Origin of the sequence: Roseomonas sp. GC11, from assembly GCF_024437745.1 — a bacterium.
In the GTDB taxonomy this organism is placed as follows: Bacteria; Pseudomonadota; Alphaproteobacteria; order Acetobacterales; family Acetobacteraceae; genus Pseudoroseomonas.
Window position 1 is genome coordinate 1 of record NZ_JANFNY010000204.1, and the last position, 671, is coordinate 671.

Genomic DNA, 671 nt, shown 5'->3' on the forward strand with positions numbered 1-671 from the left:
GCCCCGGGGGCGAGCAGCGGCGGCAGCGCCAGGGCGAGCGCCAGCGGCAGCGCCACCACCACGGCCAGCCCCGGCCCGGCCACGCCGAGCAGCAGCGCCACGGCCAGCACGACGGAGAGCGCCGCCGCCCCCGGCACCAGGGCGCGGAGGTAGAGGCCATCCAGCGCCTCGACATCGGTGACGAGGCGGCCCAGCAGGTCGCCCGCCCGGCGCAGGCCCAGCCCGGCCGGCAGCCGCTCCGCCAGGCGGCGGAAGAACCAGAGGCGGGTATCGGCCAGGGCGCGGAAGGTGGCGGAGTGGGTGACCAGCCGCTCCAGGTAGCGCATCGCCGGGCGGGCCAGCATCAGCGGGCGCAGCAGCAGCAGGGAGCCGACGGCCACGCCGGTCAGCGCGCCGGTGCGCAGGCCCTCGGAGACGCCACGCCCGGCAAAGGCCAGCAGCGCCACGCCCGAAAGGGTGGCCAGCACGGCCACCACCACGCCCGCCAGCAGCCAGGGACCGCGGGCGCGCCAGAGGCCGAGGACACGGAGGAGATCAGCGATCATGAGCGGGCGCCTGAAACTTCAAGAAAAGCCGGGGCGCTGCCCCGGACCCCGCTGGGGGAACTGAGTTCCCCCAGACCCCCACATCTGTTTTTCTGATCGCGGGGTCTGGGGTGGCCGTGCCACCCC

General features: G+C 75.9%; 1 pseudogene. It reads right to left on the reverse strand.

Annotated features, from left to right (window positions below):
- A pseudogene (locus tag NON00_RS24635) lies at window positions 1-545 on the reverse strand (thiol reductant ABC exporter subunit CydC); the annotation flags it as partial.
- Window positions 546-671 lie beyond the last annotated feature (126 nt).